This window comes from Micromonospora sp. WMMD1219 (genome assembly GCF_049315215.1).
GTDB lineage: Bacteria > Actinomycetota > Actinomycetes > Mycobacteriales > Micromonosporaceae > Micromonospora > Micromonospora tulbaghiae.
On the sequence record NZ_CP186057.1, the window covers coordinates 4,408,850 to 4,434,284 of the forward strand.

General features: G+C 76.0%; 6 protein-coding genes. All 6 read left to right on the forward strand.

Annotation, left to right across the window (positions count from 1 at the left end; translation table 11 throughout):
* Window positions 1-7: 7 nt before the first annotated feature.
* The 6 genes from ACN27C_RS20845 to ACN27C_RS20870 all read left to right on the forward strand — a co-directional run bounded on the left by ACN27C_RS20845 (window position 8) and on the right by ACN27C_RS20870 (window position 25,388).
* On the forward strand, window positions 8-20,353 hold the full coding sequence (locus ACN27C_RS20845; RefSeq protein ID WP_422747521.1) for an SDR family NAD(P)-dependent oxidoreductase: 20,346 nt from the start codon (window positions 8-10) through the stop codon (window positions 20,351-20,353).
* Complete coding sequence (locus ACN27C_RS20850; protein ID WP_422747523.1) at window positions 20,350-21,285, forward strand: LnmK family bifunctional acyltransferase/decarboxylase; 936 nt, start codon at window positions 20,350-20,352, stop codon at window positions 21,283-21,285. Before ACN27C_RS20845 ends, ACN27C_RS20850 begins: the two co-directional genes overlap by 4 nt.
* Complete coding sequence (locus ACN27C_RS20855) at window positions 21,282-21,530, forward strand: acyl carrier protein (protein ID WP_013476299.1); 249 nt, start codon at window positions 21,282-21,284, stop codon at window positions 21,528-21,530. The genes ACN27C_RS20850 and ACN27C_RS20855 overlap by 4 nt, the downstream gene beginning before the upstream one ends.
* Window positions 21,527-22,762: a hydroxymethylglutaryl-CoA synthase family protein gene (locus ACN27C_RS20860; protein WP_358171500.1), complete on the forward strand. Its 1,236-nt coding sequence runs from the start codon at window positions 21,527-21,529 to the stop codon at window positions 22,760-22,762. Before ACN27C_RS20855 ends, ACN27C_RS20860 begins: the two co-directional genes overlap by 4 nt.
* Complete coding sequence (locus tag ACN27C_RS20865; RefSeq protein WP_422747527.1) at window positions 22,759-23,952, forward strand: alpha/beta fold hydrolase; 1,194 nt, start codon at window positions 22,759-22,761, stop codon at window positions 23,950-23,952. The genes ACN27C_RS20860 and ACN27C_RS20865 overlap by 4 nt, the downstream gene beginning before the upstream one ends.
* Window positions 23,953-24,131: 179 nt before the next feature.
* Complete coding sequence (locus ACN27C_RS20870) at window positions 24,132-25,388, forward strand: hypothetical protein (RefSeq protein ID WP_422747529.1); 1,257 nt, start codon at window positions 24,132-24,134, stop codon at window positions 25,386-25,388.
* The last annotated feature ends 47 nt before the right edge of the window (window positions 25,389-25,435 follow it).

Sequence of the window (25,435 nt, forward strand, 5' to 3'; positions counted from 1 at the left end):
GTTCCCGATGGCCGACGTCCAGAGCCGGTTCCGGCTCACCCACGACGACTTCGTCATGCGGAACCACCGGCTGCACGAGGTGTCGGTGCTTCCCGGCGTCGTCTTCTTCGACCTCGTCTACCGCACCGCCGTCGCGGCCGGCTGGGACCACCGGCGGCTCTGCGTCCGGGACACCGTGCTCGCCGAGGCGATCGTCACCACCGACGGCTTCGACCGCGAGGTCGTGCTCACCATCGGCGAACCACGGGACGCCGGGCGCCCGTTCACCGTACGCAGCCGCTGGGTGCGCGGTGACGACCCGGTGTCCGGCTGGCACGACAACGCGCACGGGCTGGTCTGCTTCACCGACGAGCCGGTCCCGGCGCCGCTCGACCTGGCCGCGCTGCGGGCCGCCGCGGACCGGCACGACGACGTGGACGTGCTCTACCAGCGGGCGGTACGGGAGAACATCCGCCACGGCCCGGCGATGCGCTGCCGCGGCACCCTGCACATCGGCGGCGGCGCGCTCCTGGCCGACCTGACCCGCGAGCAGCACCCGGGGGCCACAGCCGCCGGGTTCCACCTGCACCCGGCCTCGCTGGACGCCTCGACGCTGGCCGGGTTCGGGCAGGTCGAGATGCCGACCGACGACCCGTTCGTGCCGATGTTCGTCCGGGAGTTCCGGGCACCCGAGGCGCTACCGCCGACGTGTCACGTCCACGTACCGCGCCCGGAACGGCTCGCGCCGTCCGGCGACGTGATCACCACCGACTACACGATCCGCGACGAGCACGGCCGGTTCCTGGCCGGATTCACCGGCCTCACCTGCAAGCGCATCCGCGAATCCGGGCTGGTGCGCCGGCTGCTCGCCGACGTGTCGGCCGACGCCGCCCGGCCCGCCACCGGGGCGTCGGCCCTGGCGCCCGGACGGCCGGCGGCGTCCCCGCCCGGTGCCGCGAACGGCTTCACCGACACGCTGCGCGCGGCCGTCGCGGACATGCTCGGCCGCCCGCCCGCCGAGGTGGCGACCGGGGCCGGGTTCTACGACCTCGGCTTCGACTCGGTCGCGCTGCTCCGGCTCACCGAGCGGGTCGAGCACCTCGTGGGCCGCAAGCTCTACCCGACGCTGCTGTTCGAGCACACCACCATCGACGCGCTCGCCGCGCACCTGTCCACCGGGCCCGCCCCGGCCGTCCCTTTGTCGCCCGACGCGCCGGTGGCCGACGCGGCCCCGGCTCCGGCCGCCCCCGAGCCGGTGGTGCTGTCCTTCGTCGACGCCTGGGTGCCCGCGGACCCGGCGCCGCCGGCCGCCCGTACCCCGGAGGCCCTGGTCGTGGGCGGCGTGCTCCCCGCCGGGCTCGCCGCCGCCCACGTCGACTCCGTCGACCGGCTCCGCGACGTCCCTGACCTGCCACCCGCCGTCGTCCTGCTGTCCGGCGACCCGGCCGCCGACCTGTGGCGCGCCGCCACCGCCCTCGTCGACGCCGGACCGCGCGACCTGCTCGTCGTGCACGCCGGCGAAACCACAGCCGAGCAGGCGGCGACCGCGGCGCTGGCCCGTACCGTGACCGCCGAGGTCCCCGGCCTGCGCTGCCGGTTCGTCCAGGTCGAGCACGCCCGCGACCTCGCCGCCGCGGTACGCGCGGAGCTGCGCGCGGCCGACGCCGAGCCGGAGGTCCGCTACGTCGGCGGCCGGCGTCTCGTGCGGCGCTGGCACGAGGTGGACCTGGCCGTCGAGGCCACCGGCGGGGAGCCGTTCCGCGACGGCGGCGTCTACCTCGTCACCGGGGGATCCGGCGGTCTCGCCGCCGTCCTCGCGACGCACCTCGCGCGCCGGCACCGGGCCCGGATCGCCCTGCTGTCGCGCACCGCGCCCGCGGCGGCGCTCGTCGACCGGTGCCGCGCCGCGGGCGCCGAGGTGCACGTCGCGATCGCCGACGTCACCGACGCCGCCGCCGTGGACGCGGCGGTGGCCGGCGTACGCGAGCGGTTCGGCCGGATCGACGGGGTTCTGCACTGCGCCGGCGTCACCCGGGACGGGCTGTTCTTCCGCGGCGACCCGGGTGACCTCGCCGCCGTCGCCGCGCCCAAACTCGACGGCCTCCGTCACGTCGACGCCGCCACCGCCGGTGACGCGCTCGACTTCCTGGTCGCCTTCTCCTCCGCGTCGGCCGACGTGGCCAACCCCGGCCAGGCCGCCTACGCGTACGCCAACGCCGGCCTGCGGCACGTCCGACGCCGCGGCCGCGGCCGGACCGTCGTCATCGGCTGGCCGTACTGGGCCGAGGGCGGCATGCGTGCGCCCGCCGACGCCCTGCGCCGCTCGACCGAGCGCACCGGCCAGGAGCCGATGCCGACGGGGACCGCGCTCGGCGTCCTGCGCGACGTGCTGCGCGGTCCGTACGACGCGGTCCTGGTCCTGCACGGGCAGGCGGACCGGTTGCGGGAACTCGTGCCGGCCCCGGGTGAGGCTGCCGGCGAATCCGCCACCGTCCCGGGCCCGGCCGTCCTGTCCGACCGCGGACCGGCCGTCGGTGCCTCGGCCGTGGGCGTACCGGCCATGGGCGATCCGACCGACGACCCGGTCGCGGTGGTCGGCGTGGCCGGGCGCTACCCCGGCGCGGACGACCTGGACGCGTTCTGGCGCAACCTGGCCGGCGGGGTCGACGCGATCACCGAGGTGCCCGCCGGCCGCTGGGACCACGCGGCGCTGTTCGACCCCGAGAAGGGCACCCCGGGACGCACGTACGGCCGGTGGGGTGGCTTCCTCGACGGCGTCGACCGCTTCGCGCCGGCCTTCTTCGGGGTGTCCCGGCGCGACGCCGAGCGGATGGACCCCCAGGAACGGCTGTTCCTCACCACCTGCTGGCACGCGCTGGAGAACGCCGGGCATCCGCCCGAGAGCCTGCGGGGCGAGGTCGTCGGCGTCTACGCGGGCGTCATGTGGAACCACTACCAGCTCGTCGGCGGGGCCACCGACGGCGTCGCCCCGACCGCCATGCACTGCGCGATCGCCAACCGGGTCTCGCACACCTTCGACCTGACCGGGCCGAGCCTGGCCGTCGACACCGCCTGCTCGTCGTCGCTGACGGCCGTGCACCTCGCGGTCGAGAGCATCCGGCGCGGCGAGTGCACGCTCGCGCTGGCCGGCGGGGTGAACGTGACAGTGCACCCGCAGAAGTACCTCCAGCTCGCGCAGGGCCAGTGGCTGTCCACCGACGGCCGGTGCCGGGCGTTCGGCGCCGACGGCACCGGCTACGTGCCCGGCGAGGGGGTCGGCGCGGTGCTGCTCAAACCGTTGTCGCGGGCGCTCGCCGACGGCGACCACGTGTACGGCGTCATCCGCGCGACGTCGGTGAACCACACCGGACGTACCGCCGGGGCGACGGTGCCGAGCCCCGGGTCGCAGGCCGCGCTCGTCCGCGCCGCCCTCGAATCGGCCGGCTGGACCCCCGCCACAGTGGGCTATGTCGAGGCGCACGGCACCGGCACCGCGCTCGGCGACCCGATCGAGGTCGAGGGCCTCCGGCAGGCGTTCGACGGTGCGGACCTGCCGGCCGGGGCGTGCGCGATCGGGTCGGTCAAGTCGAACATCGGGCACCTGGAGGGCGCCGCCGGCATAGCCGGGCTCACGAAGGTGCTGCTGCAACTGCGGCACCGCGCGCTCGTGCCGTCGCTGCACGCCGGGGAACTCAACCCGCACATCGACTTCGCCGCCGTGCCGCTGCGGGTCCAGCGCACGCTGGAGCCGTGGACCCCGCCGCCCGGCGTCCCGCGGCGGGCCGGTGTCAGCGCGTTCGGCGCCGGGGGCACCAACGCGCACGTGCTGGTCGAGGAGTTCGCCCCCGCCGCCGCACCCGCGCCGGACGGGCCGGCGCTGGTGGTGCTCTCCGCGCCGACCGCCGGGACACTGCGGGCGTACGCGGGCGCGATGGCGGCCGGCCTGCCGGCGTCGACCGGCCCGACCGCGGCGGTGGCCGACCTTCTCGGCGTACCCGAGGAGGCGCTGGAACCCTCGGCGACGCTCGGCGACCTCGGGCTCGACCCGGCGCGGCTGGCGGACCTGGTCGGGGTGGAGGCGATCGGCCGGCTGAGCGTGGCGACGCGCCTCGACGAGCTCGCCGGGGACCGCGGCGTCCGCGACATCGCCTACACGACGCAGGTGGGACGGGCGCCGCAGGCGGTCCGCGTCGCCGTCGTGACGTCCGGCACCGACGCGCTGCGCACCGCGCTGGAACGCTTCGCCCGGGGTGCGGACACCGCGGACGTGGTGACCGCCGGCGCGCCCGCCACCGGCGATCCGGTGGCGGCGTTCCGGGCCGGTGACCTGCACGAGGTGGCCCGGCACTGGGTCGGCGGCGGCGCTGTCGACTGGTCCGCCTGCTACCCGGACGGGCATCCCCGCCGCGTCCCGCTGCCGACCTGCCCGCTGCCGGAGGAACCGTGCTGGCTCGGCGGCTGGGACGCCGCCCGCGCCGGCACGGCCGGTACGCAGGTGACCCGTGCCGACGCGCACGTGGCCGACGCCGGCGCGGCCGGTACGCAGGCGGCTCGCACCGGCTCGGTCGACGCGGTCCGAGCCGGGACCGGCGGCGAGGTCAGGTCGGCGGCGAGCCCGCCACCGGCCGCCGACGGCGACGTGGTCGTCCCGGACGGGCCGGAACTGGAGTTCCGTGTCCTGGACCAGGGCGTCGCGCTGGTGTCGATGCGCGCGCCGATGTTCACCGACGGGCTGCTCGCGGCACTGGGGGACACGTTCGCGGAGATCGAGCGGCGCGACGACGTACGCGCCGTGGTGATCACCGGCCACGGCTCGGTCTTCAGCATGGGCGGCACGCCCGAGGCCCTGCGGGCGCTGGCCGAGGGCGAGGGCACGTTCACCGACGCCGCGCTCGTGTACGAGGGGATCCTGCGGTGCACCCGGCCGGTCGTCACCGCCGCCGCCGGGCACGCCTCCGGCGGGGGACTGGCGTTCGCCTGCTACGGCGACGTGGTCGTCCTCGGCGACACGTCGGTGTACAGCGCGAACTTCACCCGCTACGGCTTCACCCCGGGTATGGGCGCCACCTACATCCTGGAGCAACGCCTCGGCCCGGCCCTGGCCGCCGAGATGATGCTGACCGGACGGTCGATGACCGGCGCCGAGCTGAGCCGGCGCGGAGCCGGCGTGACCGTGCTGCCGCCGCACGAGGTCGTTCCGGCCGCGCTGGACCTGGCCCGGTCCATGGCGGACAAGCCACCGGCGGTGATCCGGTCGCTCAAGAACGAACTCGCCGGCCGGATCCTCGACCGGCTCCCCGACGTCATCGCCAGCGAGGTCCGCATGCACGGCAACGTCCTCGGCGCGGAGTCCGCCGCCCTGGTGCGGGAGCACTTCACCAAGGTCGACGACTTCCGTAGCCGGGCGACGCCGGCCGCGCAGCCGGAGCCCGGCCCGGACGACGGGACGGTGAGCGACGCGGTGACGGAGATCGTGGGCGCCCTGCTGTACCTGCGCCCGGACGAGGTGCTGCCGTCGCGTACCTTCGCCGACCTCGGACTGGACTCCATCGGCGCCGTCGAGCTGGTGCGGGACCTCAACCGCCGGTTCGGCACCGACCTGGACTCGGCCGCCGTGTACGACCACCCGACGGTGCCCGACCTCGCCCGGGCGGTGCGGCGCAACCTGGCCGAGTCCGCCTCGCTGCGCGCCCAGGCCACCGCGCCCCCGGCACCGTCCGTCGTGGACGAACCGGTCCCGCCCGCCGCGGGCCCGCCGCCACTCGTCCTGACCGCACCCGCCGCGGCGCCCGGGAGTGCCCCGACGCCCGGGAACGCCCCCGCCACGGCGTCGGAGCCGCCGCCGCTGACGTTCGCCGTCCGCCCGCCGTCGGTGTCGCCTTCCCACGCGGAGCCGGCGCCGACCGGGATGCCGGCATCTGCGGCGACGCCGCTACCGGCATCGACCGCAGGACCGGCACCGGCTGCGGCCGCGGCACCGGCACCAGACACGTCGCCGGACGCGCCCACCGCGATCGCGGTGATCGGCATGGCCGGGCGGTTCCCGGACGCCCCGGACCTCGACACGTTCTGGGACAACCTCGCCGCCGGCCGGTCCGCCATCCGGGAGGTTCCGCCCGACCGCTGGGACCTGACGGAACTGTACGACCCGGACCCCGCCGTACCCGGCCGCACCCGCAGCCGGTGGGCGGCGCTGCTGGACGACGTGGACGCGTTCGACGCCGGGCTGTTCCGCGTCTCGCCGCTCGAGGCCGAGGCGATGGACCCGCAGCAGCGGATCTTCCTGGAACAGGCGTGGGCCGCGCTGGAGGACGCCGGGTACGCCGGGCGGCCGATGCGGTGCGGCGTCTTCGTCGGCTGCGGCGCGGGCGACTACCCCCGGCTGCTGGAGCGGCACGGCCGCAGCGACACCAGCGAGGCCTTCCTCGGTGGGGCCAGCTCGATCCTGCCCGCCCGGATCGCGTACCTGCTCGACCTGACCGGGCCCACGATGGCGATCGACACCGCGTGCTCGTCGTCGCTGACGGCGGTGCACCTGGCCTGCGAGAGCCTGCGCTCGGGCGACTGCGACACGGCGCTGGCCGGCGGCGTCGCCGTCATGTGCACGCCGCAGATGCAGGTCTGGACCAGCCAGACGGGGATGCTGTCGCCGACCGGCCGGTGCCTGCCGTTCGACGCCGCCGCCGACGGCATCGTGCTCGGCGAGGGCGTCGGCGTGGTCGTCCTCAAGCGGCTGGACCGGGCGCTCGCCGACGGCGACCACGTCCACGGCGTCATCCTCGCCGGCGGCGTGAACGGCGACGGCCGTACCAACGGCATCACCGCGCCGAGCGCGGTCTCCCAGGCCCGTCTGCTGCGCGAGGTCCACGCCCGGGCGGGCGTCGAGGTCGGGTACGTCGAGACGCACGGCACCGGCACCGCGCTCGGTGACCCGATCGAGGTCAAGGCGCTGGCCCAGGTCGTCGGCCCGCACTGCCGGATCGGCTCGGTCAAGGCGAACATCGGCCACACCACGATGGCCGCCGGCGTGGCCGGCCTGATCAAGGTGCTGCTCAGCCTGCGGCACCGGCAGTTGCCACCGACCCCGCACGCCACCGAGCCGATCCCCGGGCTGCCGGTGGTGCGGGAACTGACCGGCTGGCACGACGACCGGCTGGTCGCCGGCGTCAGCTCGTTCGGCTTCAGCGGCACCAACTGCCACCTCGTGGTCGCCGAGGCGCCGGCCCCGTCGGCGAGCACCGGCACCGGGCCGGTGGTGGTGCCGGTCTCGGCCCGGACCGCGTCCGCGCTGCGGGACCTGACGGACCGGCTGGCCGAGCGCCTGCGTACCGAACCGGTCGACGTCCACGACGTCGCCGCCACCCTCGCGCGGGGCCGGGCGCACCTGGCGGTCCGGGCCGCGTTCGTCGCCTCCGACACCGCCGACCTGGTCCGGCAGCTGGCCGGCGGGCCGCCCGCGCCCGACGCGCCGGCCGACCTGGTCGCGCTCGCCGAGCGCTGGGTGGCCGGCGCGGACGTGGACTGGACGGCGATGCCGGCCGGCCGTCGCGTCCCGCTGCCCACGTACCCGTTCGCCCGCGACCGCTTCTGGACCGGCCGCGACCGGCGGGAGACGGCCCTCACGCCGGCCGACCCGCTCGTGGCCGACCACACGCTGCACGGCGTCCCGGTCCTGCCCGGCGCGGCGTTCCTGCGCCAGGCCACCGCCGGTGGGTCGGCCCGCGCCGCCGACGTGACCTGGCTGCGGCCCGTCGTGGTCACCGGGCCGGTGACGGCGGTCGTCACCCGGGACGACCGGACCACCCTCACCGTCGGCGGGACGCCGCACGCCGTCGCCACCCGCCGCGCCGCCGACCCGGCCCCGCCGGGCCGGGTGGACCTGCCGTCCGTCGAGGCCCGCTGCCCCGGCCGCCGTCCGGTCGACGACCTGTACGCGGGATTCGCCCGGGCCGGTCTGCGCTACGGGCCGTCCTTCCGGGTGCTGACGGAGCTGCGGCTGGGCGCCGGTGAGGCGCTCGGCACGCTCACCGCGGACGGCGACGTCCAGCTGCTCGACGGGGCGTTGCAGGCGATCGCCGGGCTGGTCGATCCCGCGGACCGGATGCTCGTCCCGTTCGCCGTCGAGTCGGCCTTCGTGGCGGACCGGCTGCCCACGACCGCCCGCGTCCACGTGGTCCGCCGGGACGGCGGACGGTTCGACGTGGTGGTCACCGACCTGACCGGCGACGTCCGGGCCCGGCTCGACGGTGTGGCGCTGCGTCCCTACGACCCGTCCGGCGCCACGCCCTCCGCCGCCGAGAGCCGGCCGGCCGTGCCGGCGCCACCGGCCGCCGCGGAACCGGACCTGCTGTACGTGCCGGCCTGGCGGCCGGTGGGTGCACCCTTCGCAGAACCGCCCGCCGGGCGGGTCCTCGCCGTGCACACCCCCGGCGACGCCGCGCTGGCCGCCGCCCTCGGCGCCGACGACGCGCTGCCGTTCGGCGAGCTGCCCACCGGCCGGTACGACACGGTGTACGTGCTCGCCCGCACGGCCGATCCGGCCGCCCCGCCGCACGACGACACCGCGACGCTCGACGCGTTCCGCCTGCTGCGCCGCCTGCTCGACCTGGGCGCGGACCGGGGATCGCTGACGCTCACCTTCGTCGTGTCCGGGGTGGCCGGTCTGCCCGGCGAACCGGTCCACCCGCACGCCGCCGGCCTCGCCGGCCTGGCCAGCGCGATCGCCGCCGAGTACCCGCAGTGGCGGGTCGCCTGTGTCGACGCCGGTCCCGGCGACACCACCCCGGCCGACGCGATCCGCCGCGAACACGGCACCGACCGGTTCGTCGCGCTGCGCGGTGACCGTCGCCTGGTCCGGCGCCTGGAGCCGGTGGCCGGGCCCGCGGGCGCGGCGCCGCTGCGCGACGGCGGTGTCTACCTCGTCGTCGGCGGCACCGGCGGCATCGGGTTCGAGGTCAGCCGTCACCTCGCCCGGACCCGGCGTGCCCGGCTCGTGTGGCTCGGCCGGTCCCCGCAGGACGAGCGCATCCGGTCCCTGGTGACGCAGATCGAGGCGCTCGGCGGGCAGGCCGTCTACCTGCGCGCCGATGTCACCGACGCGGTCGCGGTCCGCCGCGCGGTGGCCGAGGCGCGGCAGCGGTTCGGGCCGGTCGACGGCGCGTTCCACGCCGCGCTCGTGCTCCGTGACCGTGCGCTGTCCGCGATGGACGAGGCGGCGTTCACCGAGGTGCTGCGACCGAAGGTCGCCGGCGTCGGCGTGCTCGCCGACGCGCTGGCCGGCGAACCGCTGGACTTCCTCGCGCTGTTCTCCTCGGCGCTGTCGTTCGCCCCGGCCCCGGGGCAGGCCAACTACGCGGCGGCGAGCACGTTCGAGGACGCGTACGGGCTGGCGCTGCACCGCCGTGGACAACCGGTACGCGTGGTCAACTGGGGCTGGTGGGGCAGCGTCGGCGTGGTCGCCGACCCCGGATACGCGGCCCGGTTCGCGGCGCTGGGCATCGGTTCCATCGAGCCGGCCGAGGGCGTCGCCGCGCTGGAACGGATCCTCGCCGGCCCGCACCCGCAGGTGGCAGTCCTCAAGGGCACGAGGGACGGGCTCGCCGCACTCGGCGTCCACCCGTCCGCGCCCGCCGACGACGCCGCCGTCACCGCAGTGTCGGGCCCGCCCGCACCGGGTGGCGCCGCCGGGGACACGGACCCGTCGCTGGACCGGTCCAGCGCTGCCTTCCGTACCCTCGACGGGCTGGCCCGCGACCTGCTGCGCGACCGGCTCCGGGACCGTCCCGCGCCGGCCTCCGGGCCGCTGGCGGCCGCCGTCGCCGCCGCCGTGTCCGCGCCCCCGGCCGGCCTGTCCACCGCCGGCGTGCTCGCCCGGCATCCCGACCTCGCCCCGCACGTGGCGTTGCTGGCCCGCTGCGTCGACGCGCTGCCCGGCGTCCTGGACGGCCGGACCTCACCGACCGAGGTGCTCTTTCCCGGCGGCAGCACCGACCTGGTCGCCGCCGTCTACCGGGGACAGCGGGCCGCGGACTTCTACCACCGGCTGGTGGCGGCCGAGGCCGCCGCCGTACTGGACCGGACGGACGGGCCGGGCCGCGTGCTGGAGATCGGCGCCGGCACCGGCGCAGGCTCGGCCTTCGTCCTCGACGCCTGCCCGGGCGTACGGTACGACTTCACCGACCTCTCGACCGCGTTCCTCCGCGAGGCCGAGGACCGCTTCGGCGGACGCCACCCGGGCCTGCGGTTCGGTGTCCTCGACATCGAACGGGAACCGGCCGGGCAGGGCTTCGCGGCCGGCTCGTACGACGTCGTGCTCGCCACGAACGTGCTGCACGCCACCGAGGACGTGGTCCGCAGCCTGCGCCACGCCCGATCCCTGCTGCGTCCCGGCGGTGTGCTGCTGCTCAACGAGGTCACCCGCGCCTCCGACTTCCTCACCGCGACGTTCGGCCTGCTGCCGGGCTGGTGGCGGTTCACCGACGCCCACCGGCGGCTGCCGCACTCCCCGCTGCTGTCACCGGCCGGATGGCGCGCGGCGCTCGCCGAGGCGGGCCTGACCGGCCGGATCCTCGGCATGCCCGGTGTCCCCGGCGAGGAGCAGGAGCAGTGCGTGCTCGTGGCGACGGCCGGCGCGCCGCCGGTGGACCGGGTGCCGGCCCGCGCCGCCCGGGACTACGTCCGCGCGGTCTTCGCGGAAGTCCTCAAGTACCGTCCCGACCAGCTCGACGACGACGTCACGTTCGACAACTTCGGCGTCGACTCGCTGGTCGGCCAGCACCTCGTACGCCGGTTCTCGGCCGACCTCGGCGACCTGCCGGCCACCCTGCTGTTCGAGCACCTGACGATCGAGCAGCTCGCCGACCACCTGGCCCGGGAACGGCCCGGCCCGCTCGCCGCCACGCTCGGCGCCGCAGCGGTGGACGCCGTGCCGGCGCCCGTCCACGCGGCGGAACCGGAGCGACCGGCAGCCCCGGTCGCCCCTGCCGTCTCGGCCGCCCCGGCCCTCGCCGCCCGGGGCGACGCGGACGCGATCGCGGTCATCGGACTGTCCGGCCGCTACCCGGGCGCGCCGGACCTGGAACGGTTCTGGCAGAACCTGGTCACCGGCACCACCTCGATCACCGAGGTGCCGCCGGAGCGGTGGGACTGGCGCGAACACTTCGACCCGCGCCGCGGCCGGCCGGGGCACACGTACAGCCGGTGGGCCGGGTTCCTCACCGACGTCGACCGGTTCGACCCCGGCTTCTTCGGCATCCTGCCGAAGGACGCGGCCGCGATGGACCCGCAGGAGCGGCTGTTCCTGGAGACCGTCTGGCTGATGCTGGAGGACGCGGGCGCGCTCGGGGGAGTGCTGCCGCGCGACACCGGTGTCTTCGTCGGCACCATGTACGGCTCGTACGGCCGCATCGCCGCCGCGCAGGGCTGGCCGGAGGGCCGCTACACCGACGGGCACTCGGCGTACTGGTCGATCGCCAACCGGGTGTCGTACACGCTCGACCTGACCGGGCCGAGCTTCGCCGTCGACTCGGCCTGCTCCTCGTCGCTGACCGCGGTCCACCTGGCCTGCGAGAGCCTGCGCCGCGGGGAGTGCTCGGCGGCCGTCGCCGGTGGCGTCAACCTGGTCCTGCACCCGGCGCACCTGATCGCGCTGTCGTCGATGACCATGTTGTCGGCCGACGGCGCCTGCAAGGTGTTCGACGAGCGCGCGGACGGGTTCGTGCCCGGCGAGGGCGTCGGCGCGGTGCTGCTCAAACCGCTGTCCGCGGCCCTGCGCGACGGCGACCGGATCTGGGGCGTCATCGAGGGCGGCTTCGTCAACGCGGGCGGCCGGACCGCCGGCTACACCGTGCCCAACCCCACCGCCCAGGCCGACCTGGTGGTCCGGGCGCTCGCCGCGGCCGGTGCGACACCCGGCGACGTCGGATATCTGGAGGCGCACGGCACCGGCACGGCCCTCGGCGACCCGATCGAGATCGCCGGCCTCGGCCGGGCGCTCGGCGCCGCGCTGCCGGACGGCCGGCGCATCCCGGTCGGCTCGGTCAAGGCCAACATCGGTCACCTCGAAGGCGCCGCCGGCATCGCCGGCCTGACGAAGGTGCTGCTGCAACTCGCGCACGGCACGATCGCCCCCTGCGCGAACCTGTCCACTGTCAACTCCCGCATCGACCTGTCCGGGTCGTTCCTGCTGCCGACGAGCGCGCAGCCGTGGACCGCGCCGCGCCGCGCCGGGGTCAGCTCGTTCGGGGCGGGCGGCGCGAACGCGCACCTCGTGGTCCGGGAGCATCCCGCGCCGCCGCCCGCACCCGTCCGGCCGGGGCCGCACGTCGTGGTGCTGTCGGCGCGGACGCCGGAGCAGCTGCGGACGCTCACGGCCGCTGTGGCGGACCTGGCCGAGCGGACGCGCCCGCGCCTCGACCAGCTCGCGTACAGCACCCAGGTCGGGCGGGCGGAGTTCGACCACCGGCTCGCCGTCGTCGTGTCCGACATCGACGAGCTGGTCCGCCGCCTGCGAGCCGGCGAGGTGACCACCGGCACCGCCGGCACCGATCCGCTGTTCGACGACGACGGCGGCGCCGAGATCGCCGCCGACCTGCTGCGCCGCGGTCGACTCGACCAGTCGGCGAAGCTGTGGGTACGCGGTGTCCCGGTCGACTGGGCGGGCCGCTGGCCGGTCCGGCCGGGACGGGTGTCGCTTCCGCCGTACCCGTTCGACAGGCAGCGGCTGTGGCTGCCCGAGCCCGCCGGTACCGCACGGCCGCCGGCGCCACCGTCCGTACCGGACGGTGACCGGACCGCCGACCGCCGAGTCGTGTCGCCGAACCCGGCGGTCACCGAGGCGGTGGCGCGGGCGAACGCCGTGCCCGAGGCGGCGGTGCCGGAGAACGCCGTGCCCGTGAAGACCGTGCCGGGGAGCGTCGTGCCGGGGAGCGTCGCGCCGGAGACGGCGGCGCGGGAGACCGGCGTGCCCTGGACCGGCGTGTCCGAGACCGGCGTGCCCGGGACCGGTGCACCCGAGAGCGACCCGTGCGTGTACCTGCGGCCGCAGTGGCGGGCCGAGCCACCGCCGCAGGGCGGGCGACCGCCGGCCCGCATCCGGGTCGTCGGCGAGGGCCCGACGTTCGGCGGCCGCCACGACCAGGCCGACCCGGACGTGGTCGTGGTGCACCTGCCCGCTCGTGCCGGCGGGCTCGCCGACGAGGTGCGCGAGAGCCTGCACACGGTCCTGCGGACCGCCGTCGAGGTACTCACCCCGGATCCGGCCGCGCCGCTGCGGATCGTCGTCGGCTGCCCGGACGAGCGGCCCGCGTACACCGCCGTGACGGCGGCGCTGCGCACGCTCGCCCTGGAGCACAGCGGCTTCTCCGGTGCGGTGGTCCGGGGTGGCGTGACCGCCGAGGCGGACCTGTGGCACGTCTCCGGGCCGCCGGAGCAGCGGGTGGACGACGTCCGCTGGAGCGGCGGCGTCCGTGAGGTGCGGCGGATGGTGCCGTTCCGGCCCGGCCCGGCCGTCCGGCGCACCGGCGGCGTGTACGTCGTGGTCGGCGGCACCGGCGCGGTCGGCCGGCACCTCGCCGTGCACCTCGCCGCGACCCGTGCGCCGTCGGCGGTGGTGCTGGTCGGCCGGACCGCGCCGGCCGACGACACCTTCGCGTTCGTCCGCGCGGACGTGACTGTCGAGTCCGACGTGCGCGGTGCCGTGGCCGAGATCCGCCGGCGCTACGGGCGCATCGACGGGGTGGTCCACGCCGCGGGCGTGCACGACGACGCCCGCGCCCTGACGAAGCCGGCCGCCGCCGTCGACGCGGTGCTGGCCCCGAAGGTGTTCGGCCTGCGGCACCTGGTGGACGCGCTCGGCCCGGAACCGCTGGAGTTCCTCGCGCTGTGCTCGTCGATCGCCGGGCGGACCGGCAACCTCGGGCAGGTCGACTACGCCTACGCCAACGCGTTCCTGGACGAGTTCGCCGCCGGGCGGCCCGGCACGGTGTCCGTCTGCTGGCCGCTCTGGGCCGACGGTGGCATGGCCGTGGACGACGCCACCCGGCGGTTGTTCGCGCGGCGCTGGGGGAGTGCCCCGCTGCCGACCGCCGAGGCGGTACGGGCGTTCGACCGCGTCGTGTCGGGCACCGAACCGGTGGTGGCGGTGCAGCGCCCCGCCGACGTCGCGCCGGAGGTGCCGCAGAGCGGCCCGGACCCGGAGCTGGACCTGGACGCGGAGCTGCGCGCGCTCGCCGCCGGGTTCCTGCTCGTCGAACCGGACGAGGTCGACCCGGACATCCAACTGCTCGACCTGGGCTTCGACTCCATCTCGCTGACCGGCCTGGTGAACGAGACGAACGAGCGCTTCGGCGTCGACCTGCTGCCCACAGTCCTCTACGAGCACCCCACGCTCGCGGCCTTCGGCGCGTACCTGCGGACCGTACTCCCGGCCCGGCCGGCACCGGCCACAGTGGACGCCGGGCGCGCGGCGGACCGGCCCGGGGCGGACGCCGCCGAGCCCGCCGCGGACCTGCCGGCCGACGCGGTCGCCGTGGTGGGAATGGCCGGTGTGCTGCCCGGCTCGCCGGACCTCGACGCCTTCTGGCGGCACCTCGCCGCCGGTGACGACCTCGTCCGCCCGGTCCCGGCCGACCGCACCGACCTGCTCGCCGACCCCGCCACCGCGGGCGTCCGCGCCGGTTTCCTCGACGACGTACGCTCGTTCGACGCCGACCTGTTCGGCATCGCGCCGCGCGAGGCCGCGCTGATGGACCCCCAGCAGCGGTTGTTCCTCCAGACCGCCTGGCAGGCCGTCGCCGACGCGGGCTACCGGCCGGCCGACCTCGCCGGCACCGACACCGGGATCTTCGTCGGCGTGTCCGCCTGCGACTACGACGACCTGCTCCGCGCGCACGACGTGCCGGTCGAGGCCCACACCGCGAGCGGCCTCGCCGACTGCATCCTGGCCAACCGGGTCTCCTACCTGCTGGACCTGCGCGGCCCCAGCGAGGCCGTCGACACCGCCTGCTCCAGCTCCCTCGTCGCGGTGCACCGCGCGGTACGGGCGCTGCTGGCCGGCGAGTGCTCGACGGCGCTCGCCGGTGGGGTGAACGTGCTGCTGAGCCCCGGCCTGTTCGTGGCGTTCCAGTCCTCGGGCATGCTCAGCGCCGACGGCCGGTGCAAGACGTTCGACGCGTCCGCCGACGGGTACGGCCGCGGCGAGGGCTGCGGCGTCGTGCTGCTCAAGCCGCTGCGCGCGGCGGTCGCCGACGGGGACCAGGTGATCGCCGTCATCCGGGGCAGCGCGGTCAACCACGCCGGCCGCGGACCGTCGCTGACCGCGCCGAACCCGCAGGCGCAGGCGCAGGTCGTCAGCCGGGCGTACCGGGCCGGCGGCGTCGACCCGGCGGACGTCAGCTACATCGAGGCCCACGGCACCGGCACCCGGCTCGGCGACCCGATCGAGATCGAAGGGCTGAAGAAGGCGTTCGAGGGCGTGGACGCCACGATCGCGGTCGGGACGGTGAAGACGAACATCGGCCACCTGGAGGCCGCGGCCGGCATCGCCGGGCTGCTCAAGGTGCTGCTGAGCCTGCGCCACGAACGGCTGCCGCGCACGCTGCACCAGCACCGGCGCAACCCGTACCTGCGGCTGGACGGCACCCCGTTCACAGTGCTGGACCGCGACGTGCCCTGGACCGGCGACCGGGTCGCCGGGGTCAGCTCGTTCGGGTTCGGCGGCACCAACGCCCACGTGGTCGTGCAGTCGCCGCCGCCGTTGCCGGCGTCCCCGGCGCCGGGCCCCTGGCGCCTGGTGCTGTCCGCGTCCGGTCCCGCGGCTCTGGCCGAGTGCCGGCGCCGGGTCGCGGACCACCTCGCGGAGGGCGCCGACCTGGCCCGTGCCACGTACACGCTCCAGGTGGGACGCGACGCCCTGGCCCATCGGTTCGCCGCTGTGGTCGCCGACGCCGCCGAGGCGGTGGCGGTGCTGCGCGGCGACGCCCCGGCCCGCCTCGACGCCGAGACCGAGACCTGGCTGGCCGGCGGTGACGTCGACTGGGCGACGACGTGGGAGCACCGGCCGGCCCGGATCTCCGTGCCCGCGCCGCCGCTGGCGGCCCGGCCGTTCTGGTTCGACGAGGGCCCGGCCCGCGCCGCCGCGCCGTCCCGGCCCGCCCCGGCCGAGCCGCCCGCCCCGCGCGTTCCGGCCGAGCGGCCCGCCCCGGTCCGGCGCACCGCCGCGGACCGGATCGTGCTGCGGGATCCGTCGGCCTTGCGCCGCAACGGCGCGGGCCGGAGCGCGACCGCCGGCGCGGGAGCGGTGAACGGCGGACACACGCCGAACGGCGCGGCCCCGGTGGGCGTCCTCGCCCGCCCGGCCACCCGCCCGGCCGGAGCCGGTCCCGCCGCTACGGCGCCACCCGCCGCCGCTGCGCCACCGGCCGCACCCGCGCGGACCAGCCCCGCGCAACCGCACGAGCACGTCGACCGGCCGGACCCCGTCGACCGGCCGGACCCCGCCGACCTGCGGGGCCTCGTCGAACCGCACGGCCCCGCCGAGCAGCCGCGCCGCGCCGGACGGCCGGCCGCCGCCGTCGCCGTCGCCCAGGAGCCCGCCGGTACGGTCCCGGCCGCGCCCGCGGAGGTGGCCGAGGCGGTACGGGACTGCGTGGCGCGGGTGCTCGGCGCCGACCGTACGGAGATCACGGCCGACCGGGCGTTCGCCGACCTCGGCCTCGACTCGATCTTCCGGATGGAACTGGCCCGGCTGGTGGTGGCCACGTTCGACGTCGAGATCACCGCGGCCGACCTGTACGAGCACGACACGGTCGAGGCGGTGGCGGCGCTCGTGGCCGCCGGCACGCGGGCACCACGACCGGCCACACCCGGCGACGGCGTCGAGGAGATCGTGGCCGGGGTGCTGGAGCATCCCGTCGAGCCCGGGCGGACGTTCGCCGACAGCGGCCTCACCTCGTTCGACATGCTGCGGGTCGTCGGCGCCCTGGAACAGCGTTACGGCGCGCTGCCCAAGACGCTGCTGTTCGACCACCCGACGATGGCCGACCTCACCGCGTTCCTGGCCGGGCGGTCCGCCGGGATCGGCGTCCGGACCGAGCCGGGGACCGGTCCGCGGGCCACCGGCCGGACGATCGAGAGCGGCGCCGAGGTCGACGGCGAGCCCGTCGTCGTCCGCAAGCGGACCCTGCCCGGCCGCCCGGCGCTGCGTGACCTCCTGGCCGACCTCGACCGCCGCCACGCCAAGGAGGGCGGGCTGGCCGGCCGGGACATCGCCCCGTACGCGTTCGTCGACTCGGCGCGGGCCGGCTACGTCAACTTCTCGGTCCGCGGCGACGACGTGTTCGCCTGGAGCTTCGTCGGGCACCACGACCACTTCCACGACCTCGTCGCGGAGTGGATGGCCTGGGCGCGGCGCCACGGCCTGCGGCCCAACTTCCTGTCCCTGGCCCACCTGACCGAGGTCGCCGGGGAACCGGTCACCGCGACCCCGTTCGGGGCGGTGCAGCGCCTGACGGACCTGGCCTCGTTCACCGTACGGGGTGGCCGGATGCAGCGGCTGCGCAGCCTCCTGCACCGGTTCGAGCGCGCCGGTGACTGCCGGATCGAGGAGTACCGGGCCGGCGCGTCGCCGGAGACCGACCGGCAGATCGTCGGTCTGATCGACTCCTGGGGCCGCCGCAAGCAGATGGTGAACCCGTACGTCGGCGTGGTCCGCGAGGAGATCGGCGGCGGCACGCTCGACCCCCGGCACCGGGTCTTCCTCACCCGGGTGGACGACGTCCTCGTCAACGCGGTCATCGTGACCCGGATCCCGTCCGAGCGGGGATACCTGCTCGACCTGGAGTTCTACGCCGACGAGATGCCCGCCGGCGGTCTGGAGTGGGCGATCGTCCGGATCATCGAGCTGACCGCCGCCGAGGGATGCACGTCGTTCAGTTTCGGGGCGAGCTTCGGCGTCGCCATCACCGAGTCGCCGAACGCCGACCCGGCGGTGGCGGACGCGCTGGCGGAGCTGCACTCGGTGGGCGTGTTCGGGCCCGGCAACTTCCAGTTCAAGAACAAGTTCCGGCCCGAGAACGCGCCGATCTACCTGTGCCAGCCGGCGACTGGTGACCGTACGTCGGTCACCGACATCATCCTGATGATCGCCAACCCGGACCTCGTGGACGGCGCCCCCGCCGGTCCCGCGCCGTCGTCGGACGCCGCCGCGACGCCGCCGCGCGCCACCGCGCCGCCGGAGAGCGCCGTGCCGTCGGGCGCCGCCGCGCCGCCGGCGGACGCGGGACCGCCGCCGGACCCGGCGCTGCGGCCGGGACGTGCCGACCTGCTGGCCGGGCACGGGTACAACGCGCTGGCCCTGCCGACCGAGCTGGTCCCGTTCGACCTGCTCACCGACTCCTGGGCGGAGCGGGCGGACGGGTTCGTCGCGGCCCGGACGCGGCTGCTCGCCGAGCGGCCCGCCCCGCCCGAGCTCACCGCGCACGACTGGCTGCCCATGCCCGAGGTGGTGCCGACCCGGTCGGGGCGGGCGGCCGAGGAACTGCTCTGCCGCTGCCACCCCGGCCCGCGCGGCGTCGTGCTGCACGCCGCGGCCTTCCCGACCTGGCTGTCCACGCTCGCCGACCTCGGCTACGAACCGGTGGCCGTCGGAATCGGCCGGCTCGACCCGGAGACGATCGAGGCGTTCGCCGCGGAGCTGACCCGCCGGGCCCCCGGATCGGTGTCGTTCGTGGTGGTGGAGGCGGCCAGCAACGCCGCCGGTGGCGTACCCGTCGAACCCGCCGCCCTCCGGGAGCTGCGCCGCGTCACCGCCGCACACGGGGTGCCGCTCGTCCTGGACGCCAGCCGCGTCGTCGACAACGCCGTCCAGCTCGCCGGCCCCGGCGGGGATCCCTGGACCGTGGTGCGGGACATGCTCGCCGTCGCCGACACGGCGACGCTCAGCCTGTCCAAGGACTTCGGCGTCACCGCCGGCGGGCTGGTCGCCACCCGCGACCCGGAGCTGGCGGCGCGGCTGCGCGAGCACGTGGCGCGGCGCGGCGCCGAGGTGGACCGGGCCACCCGGATGACGCTGCGGGCCGCGCTCGCGGACCGCGACGGCGTCACGGAACTGGTCCGGCGGCGCGTCGCCGCCGTCGCGGTGCTCCGCGACGGCCTGCGGGCGGCCGGCCTGCCGGTCGTGGACGTCGACGGCGCCCACTGTGTCCTGCTCGACCTCGCCCGGATGCCCGGACTGGCCGGTCAGGAACACCCCACGATGTCCGGGCTGGCCTGGCTCTACACCGGCGCCGGCGTCCGGGGCGGCCCGCACCTGGCCGTCGGCGGGCCGCTCGCCGGCACCGTCCGGCTCGCCGTGCCGGTCGGCTTCGGGCCCGGCGACGCCGAGGCGGTGGTGGCCGCCGTCGCCGCGCTCACCGCCGCACCGGGCGAGGTTCCCGAACTGGTCACCGGCGGGATCCGCACGGCGGGGGAGGCGGCCCGGGCGGTCTACCAGCCCGCCGACCGGGTGCCCGAGGACGTCCGGCAGGCGCTGCGCGACCAGGCCCCGGCCGACGACAACGGCACCGTGCTGCGGGAACACCAGCCGGCCGTACGCCGGCGGGTGGTGCCGGTGGCCGGCGCCCAGGTGGAGGTCTTCACCGCCGGCGACGGCCCGCCGCTGCTGCTCGCCCACCCGTTCAACATCGGCGCCGGCGTCTTCGCGCGGCAGTTCGAGGCGCTGGCCGGGCGGTACCGGGTGATCAGCGTCCACCACCCCGGCGTCGGGGCGAGCACCGCCTCGGCCGACCTCACCCTCGACGGGATCGCCGCCCTCCAACTGCGGGTGCTGCGGGAGATCGGGGTCGACGGGCCGGTCCACGTCGCCGGCGCGTCGTTCGGCGGGCTGGTCGCGCTCACGTTCGCCCTCAACCACCCGGAGGACACCGCCTCGCTGATCCTGCTCGGCAGCTCCTACAAGATCGGCAACCGGGTCGGTGAGATCAACCGGCTGGCCGTGGTGGCGGCCCAGGACCTCGACCGCACGATCGAGGGGTCCGGCGCCGACCGGCTGCGGCATGAGCGGGCCGCCGTGGAGGCGCTGCTGCTGCGCTGCGAGAGCATGGACCCCCAGACAGGGCTGCGCTACCTCGACGTGTTCGCGGCCCGGCCGGACCTCCGCGACCGGCTCGGCGAGCTGGACCTGCCGGCGCTCGTCGTGCAGGGCCGGCACGACACGGTCATCCCGTCGGAGACGGCCCGGCTGCTGCACCAGGGCATCCGGGGCGCCCGCTACGAGGAGATCGCCGACGCCGGCCACTTCCCGTATCTGACCAGCCCGCAGGAGTGCAACCGGATCCTGACCGACTTCCTGCGCGGCGCCGGAGGGGAGGGGTCGTGACCGTCCTGACTCCCGAGCTGGAACTGCTCGGTCCCGACGCGACGACGCGGACGACAGTGGTGCGGCCCGGCATGTGCGGGCCGGGGTCGCTGTTCGTCGGCCAGGTCGGCGACTGGACCTGGGACACCGTCAGCGCGCTCTGCGACACCAACGTCTACACCGCCCGCGACGCCGACGGGATGCCGACCTACCTGGCGTTCCACTACATCCACCTGCGCGGCGGCGCCGACCTGCACGTGCGCGGCATGACCTTCGGCGACGTGCTGCGGGTGGACTCGCGGTCCTTCGCCTCCGGCAGCGAGTCGGTGCTGACGCTGCACGAGATCCGGCGCGGCGACCGGCCGGGACGCGTCGTCGACCCGGACGAGTTCTACGCCCACCCCGACCCGGCATGCCTGTACGCGCAGAACTTCAACCGCTGGGTGGTGCGCGGCCCGTCGGGCGGCAACGGCGACCTGCGCAGCGCGTCCCCACCGGGGTTCCGCCACGGGCACCTGCCCGTGCTGCCCGCGCGGCACTCGCCCCGGCGCGCGTACGCCGAACTGCGCGCCCTCGGCGCCGAGCCCGACCCGCCCGACCCGCTGGACCGGCTGGCGCTGGACTACCCGGTCGACCCGAGCCGCGACCTCAACGGCGTGGGCCTGCTCTACTTCGCGTCCTACTTCTCCATCGTGGACTGGGCGTCGCTGCGGCTGTGGCGGCACCGCGGCGGCACCGACGCCGGTTTCCTGCGGCGGATCGTGCTGGACCAGCGGATGAGCTACCTCGGCAACGCCGACGTGGGCGCCGTGCTGCGGGTGCGGGTGTCCCGGCGGCCGGGCGGCGACGTGACCGGCGCCGACGAGACGGTCCGGGTGGTGCTCGCCGACCGCGACACCGGACGGCCGCTCGCGGTGGCCCTTGCGCAGACCCGGACGGAGGCGACGACGTGAGCGCGAACGACGAGGCGGTCCGGCGGGTGGTCCACGAGGTGATCACCGAGATCCTGCCGGCGGTCCCCGGCGACCGGATCCCGGGCGGCGCGCACCTGCGCGACCTGGGCGCCGACTCGATCGACCGGGTCGAGATCATCCTGGCCCTCCGGGAGCGGCTCGGCGTCGACGAGCCGCTCGGCAGCTTCAGTGACCTGCCCGACATCGACCACCTGGTCGCGTACCTCTGCGAGGTGACGGCATGAACGTGGGCATCGAGGCCCTGAACGTGTACTGCGGGGTGGCCTCCGTCGCGGTGCCGGTCCTGTTCGAGGGGCGCGGTCTGGACGCGACCCGCCTGGGCAACCTGATGATGACCGCGAAGTCGGTCGCGCTGCCGTTCGAGGATCCGGTCACGCACGCGGTGAACGCCGCCAAGCCGATCCTCGACGCGATGGACGAGGCCGACCGCGACCGGATCGAACTGCTGGTGACCTCCAGCGAGTCCGGCCTGGACCTCAGCAAGTCGATCGCCTCGTACGTGCACCGGCACCTCGGGCTGAGCCGCCGCTGCCGGATGCTGGAGGTGAAGCAGGCCTGCTACGCCGCGACCGGGGCGCTCCAGCTCGCCTGCGGCTACCTCGCCGCCGGCCTGTCGCCGGGCGCCAAGGCGCTGGTGATCGCCACCGACGTGTCACTGGTGAACGAGAACGCCTCGTACACCGAGCCGGCCATGGGCACCGGCGCCGCGGCGGTGCTGCTCGGCGACGACCCGCGGGTGCTGGACGTGGACCTCGGGGCGTTCGGGACGCACAGCTACGAGACGTTCGACTCGGCCCGGCCGGGCCCGACGTTCGACGTCGCCGACGCGGACCGCTCGCTGTTCGCCTACCTGGACTGCCTGACGAACGCCTACGCCCACTACGCGGAGAAGGTGGCGGACGTCGACTTCGCCACCACCTTCGGTGGGCTGGCCATGCACACGCCGTTCGCCGGCATCGTCCGCGCGGCGCACCGCAAGCTCGCCCGCGAGCACCGGATGCCGGACGCCGACGCGGACTTCGCCCGCCGCGTCGCGCCCGGGCTGGAGTACCCGCGGCTGGTCGGCAACCTCTGCTCCGGCTCGGTCTACCTGGCCCTGGCCAGCCTGATCGACCACCTGCGGCCCGACGAACCGGTGCGGGTCGGGATGTACTCGTACGGCTCCGGCTGCGCCGCCGAGTTCTACTCCGGCCTGGTCGACGCGCGGTCCACCGCCGAGGTGGGCCGGATGCGCATCGGCGAGCACCTCGCCGGCCGGTGCGAGCTGACGTTCGACGAGTACAAGCGGATCCTCGCCGACAACGCCGACTGCCTCGTGCCGGTGGCGGACAAGCGGATCGACCCGGGGCGGTACGCCGAGGTGCTGGACCGGGTGGCCGGCCCGCGCACGCTGCTCGCCTGCACCGGCGCCCGCGCCCACCACCGCACCTACGAGTGGATCGGGGCGGGCGCGTGACGCCGGGGCTGGACACGGCCGCCGCGCTGCTGGCGGCGGGCCCGCTGCTGCGGGTGCTGCCGCCACCGGTTCGGGTGCGGTGCGCCGACCCGGCCACCGCCGCCGCGCTGGTCCGGCTGTGCGAACGGCTGGACGTGCCGGCGCCGGCGCCGGTGGCCGACGCCGCCGATCTCGGCCCGTTCGAGCGGGTGCTGAGCGACCTGCTGGACCTCGACGCGAACCCGGCACCGCGGGCGGCGGACGAGCCACGGGTGGCCGCCGAGGCGCGCGAGCGGGACTTCACCTGCCGCTTCCGGCGCACCGACGTGCGTACCGGCGACGGGGCGGTGCTGCCGACGTACGCCGGCGGCGACCCGGACCGGCCGCCGGTGCTGCTGGTGTCCGCGTGCGGGATGCCCGCCCGGCTCGCGGAGGGCTGGGCCGACCGGCTGTCCCGCGACTTCCACGTGCTCGTCCCCGAGACCCGGGGCCTGTTCGCCGACGTGGACGGGTTCACCGGCGACACCGGCGTGGTGGCCCAGGCCGACGACCTCCTCGCGGTGCTGGACCGGTTCGGGCTGCGCCGCGCGCACCTGATCGGCCTGTGCGGCGGCGCGGTGCTCGCGGTAGTGGCGGCCGCGCGGGCGCCGGAGCGGGTGTCGTCGCTGAGCCTCTGGCACGGCGACTTCGACCTCGGCGGCGAGAGCCCGAAGACCGACCACCAGCAGAACCTGCAGGCTCTGATGGCGATGGCAGCCCGCGGCCCGCAGCAGGCCGCGGCGGTGCACGCGGTGCTCACCAACACCATGCTCGGCGTCGCCCCGCCACGGCTGGCGCACCTGGTCACGTACCCGTACGCGACGCCCGAGTTGCTGCGCCGCTACTGCCGGCTCAACGGCGCCATCATGGGCACGGACCTGCGTCCGTACCTAGCCGGGCTGACCACGCGCACGCTCGTCGTCACGAGCGAGGACGACCACACGGCACATCCCGCCGGTTCGCGGGCCGTGGCCGCCCGGATCGCCGGGTCCGTCCTGCACGTCGCCCCGCACGGCGACCACCTGTCGCTGTTCCACGCCGAGGACAGCCTCGTCGACCTCGCCGCGCGGTTCGTCGCCGGCGACGACGCCCTCGGCACACGATCTCCCGCCGAAGCCGGCCGGCGGGTGCCCCCCGTCCCGACGAGAGGTGGAGAGGAGGTGTTCCCATGACCAAGGAGACCGCGCCCAAGAAGTCGCTCCCGGTGCGCAAGCTGGAGTCCATCAAGGCCAGCACCGTCGCCCCGTGCGCGCCCGCGCTGAACTGAACCCGGTGACACGGGGGCGGGGGTCCGGCTGCCGGACCCCCGCCCCTGCGCCCAGTCCCGCACCGTCAGAGGAGAGGTCCCACAGTGACCGAGTTCGCCCTCGACGCACCGGTCCTGGTCCGGCCGTACACCGCCCGCAGAGACGGTGACTTCGCCGTGATCGGTGACGACAGTCGTCAGGTCTACCTGTCCATCCCGGCCGAGGGCCTCGACCTGCTGGAGTGGCTGCGCGACGGCGCCACAGTCGGTGAGGCCGTACGCCGCTTCGAGGCGACGCACGCGGCGTCACCGGACGCCGACGCGTTCCTCCAGGCGCTGGCCGACGAGGGGTTCCTCGCCCCGGCCGGCGCGCACGACCCGCCGCCGGACGCCGAACCGGCCCGGGCGCGACGCGCCGGGCATCTGGAGTGGCTGTCCCCGCACGCCGCACGGCGCCTGCTGAGCCGGCCCGTGCTCGCCGTCTGCGGCGTGGTCGTCGGAGTCGCGGTCGCGATGGCCGTCGACCGGCCGGGGCTGGTGCCCGGGCCGTCCAGCCTCATGTTCCACTCCCACTTCTGGGCCTACCTGCTGGTCGTCCTCGGCATCGCGGTGATCGGCGTGTGGCTGCACGAGCTGGCCCACGTCGTGGGGGCGCGCGCCGCCGGCACGTCGGCCCGCATGACTGTCGGCAACCAGATGTACGCCATCGTCGCGCAGACCGACCTGTCCGGCATGTGGATGGCGTCCAAGCGGGAGCGCTTCGTCGCGGTGCTGGTCGGGCCGCTCGTCGACGTGATCGGCGCGGCGCTGCTGTTCATCACGCTGTGGCTGAACGACGTCGGCGTCCTCGGGCTGCCGGAGCCGGTGCGGCTGGTGGTGGCCGGCGTGCTGTTCACGTCGTTCATCCGGCTGCTCTGGCAGACGTTCCTGTTCCTGCGTACCGACTTCTACTACCTGATCACGACCGCGCTGGACACCCGGAGCCTGATGGCCGACACCGGCGCCTACCTGCGCAACCTCGTCCGGCGGGTGCTGCGCCGCCGGCTCATCGACCAGTCCGGGGTCGGGCGCGGCGAGATGCGCACCATCCGGATCTACGCGGTCGTCTGGGTCCTGGGCCGCGTCGTGGCCCTGGCCGTCCTGTTCACCGCGACCATCCCGCTGCTGTGGTTCTACCTGGTCCGGGTCGTCGCCTTCTTCCGCGGCGACGAGATGACCGGCCAGTTCACCTGGGCCGACGTGCTCGCGCTGGCGATGCTGTCGTTCCTGCTCGACGGCGGCGGCACCCTGATGTGGCTGCGGTCGCTGCGACGCTCCAGCCGGCTGCGCCGCCGCGCGCCGGACCGCGTCCTGGTGGAGTAGGCCCCCCACGGACGACGACTCCGCCCGGTTGCACGGGCGGAGTCGTC

Coding starts and splice junctions, on each gene's coding strand:
- ACN27C_RS20860 (WP_358171500.1), top strand. CDS start 21,527: ATGAACGTGGGCATCGAGGCCCTGAACGTGTACTGCGGGGTGGCCTCC.
- ACN27C_RS20845 (WP_422747521.1), top strand. CDS start 8: ATGGCCGACGTCCAGAGCCGGTTCCGGCTCACCCACGACGACTTCGTC.